Here is a 1,176-nt window from a genome sequence, read left to right on the forward strand (position 1 = left end):
CCAACGGCGTCGACTACGCGCTGGCCTCCTCGGTCTGGACGAAGGACCACGGCCGCGCGATGCGCCTGTCCAAGTCCCTCGACTTCGGCTGTGTGCCGCGATCGCGAAGCAGTCCGGCACCGCCTCGTACTACGGCACGGCGACGGGCGACGCCAGGGTGGCCGGGATCTCCGGCACCGTCCGGGCCACCCTTTACCAGGGTGAGTCCCGCGCCGGCAGCTACGAGATGATCGCGGGGCACTGGATCACCGGGCGGGGCCAGGTCGTGGTGCCCACCCACTTCCTGGAGCGGACGGGAACCAAGATCGGCGAGTCCGTGCGGGTCACCTTCCAGAAGGAGACGGTGAGCCTGCGCATCGTCGGCGAGGCCTTCGACACGTCGGACGACGGCATGCGGGTCCACGCGGACCTGGCGAGCTTCTCCAAGGCGAAACCGGAGGCCTTCCATATCGAGGTCAAGCCGGTGGTTTCTCCCGCCGATTACGCGCGGAAGCTCGCCGATGTGGTCGAGCCGCTGGGCGGCGCCGCCTTCGCCGAATCCGCCCCCGAGGGGGAGAACATGATCGTCCTGCTCGAGGCGATGGCCGCGCTTCTCACCCTGATGCTGGTCTCCGTGGCGGGCCTCGGCGTGCTCAACTCCGTCGTCCTCGACACCCGCGAACGCGTCCACGACCTCGGCGTGTGCAAGGCGCTCGGCATGTCCCCGCGGCAGACCGTGAGTCTCGTCCTCGCCTCGGTGGCCGGCATCGGCGTGGTCGGCGGACTGATCGGGGTCCCGGCCGGGTTCGCGCTGCACGACTACGTCCTGCCGGTCATGGGCGAGGCCGCCGGCACCGGCCTACCGCCGTCGGTCCTCGACGTGTACGACGGCACGCAACTGGTGCTGCTGGGCCTGGCCGGAGTGCTCGTCGCCGTGATCGGCGCGATGGCCCCGGCGGGATGGGCGGCCAAGGTCCGCACGGCCACGGCCCTGCGCACCGAGTGACCGGCGGTCCCTCGACGCCGTGCGGCGCCCACCGAGCCACGGGGGTGCGAACCGCACGGCGCCGGGGGGCGGTTGACCTGACGGATCGAGGCCCCCACGGTTCACTGGTTCATCCCGCGTCGAGGCACAGGCAGAAGGGGTGGCCGGCCGGGTCCAGAAGGACGCGGACGTGGTCCTGCGGCTGGGATTCC

The 1,176-nt window shown here is 71.3% G+C and carries 1 protein-coding gene and 1 pseudogene; both read left to right on the forward strand.

The features are described from left to right. A pseudogene (locus ACWEBX_RS41145) lies at positions 1–95 on the forward strand (aldehyde dehydrogenase family protein); the annotation flags it as partial. Between the two features lie 506 nt (positions 96–601). Next, positions 602–985, forward strand: a complete 384-nt coding sequence (locus ACWEBX_RS41150) for an FtsX-like permease family protein (RefSeq protein WP_451889783.1) — start codon at positions 602–604, stop codon at positions 983–985. The last annotated feature ends 191 nt before the right edge of the window (positions 986–1,176 follow it).

The sequence above is a fragment of the Streptomyces sp. NPDC005070 genome (assembly GCF_053600395.1).

Coding starts and splice junctions, on each gene's coding strand:
- ACWEBX_RS41150 (WP_451889783.1), top strand. CDS start 602: ATGCTGGTCTCCGTGGCGGGCCTCGGCGTGCTCAACTCCGTCGTCCTC.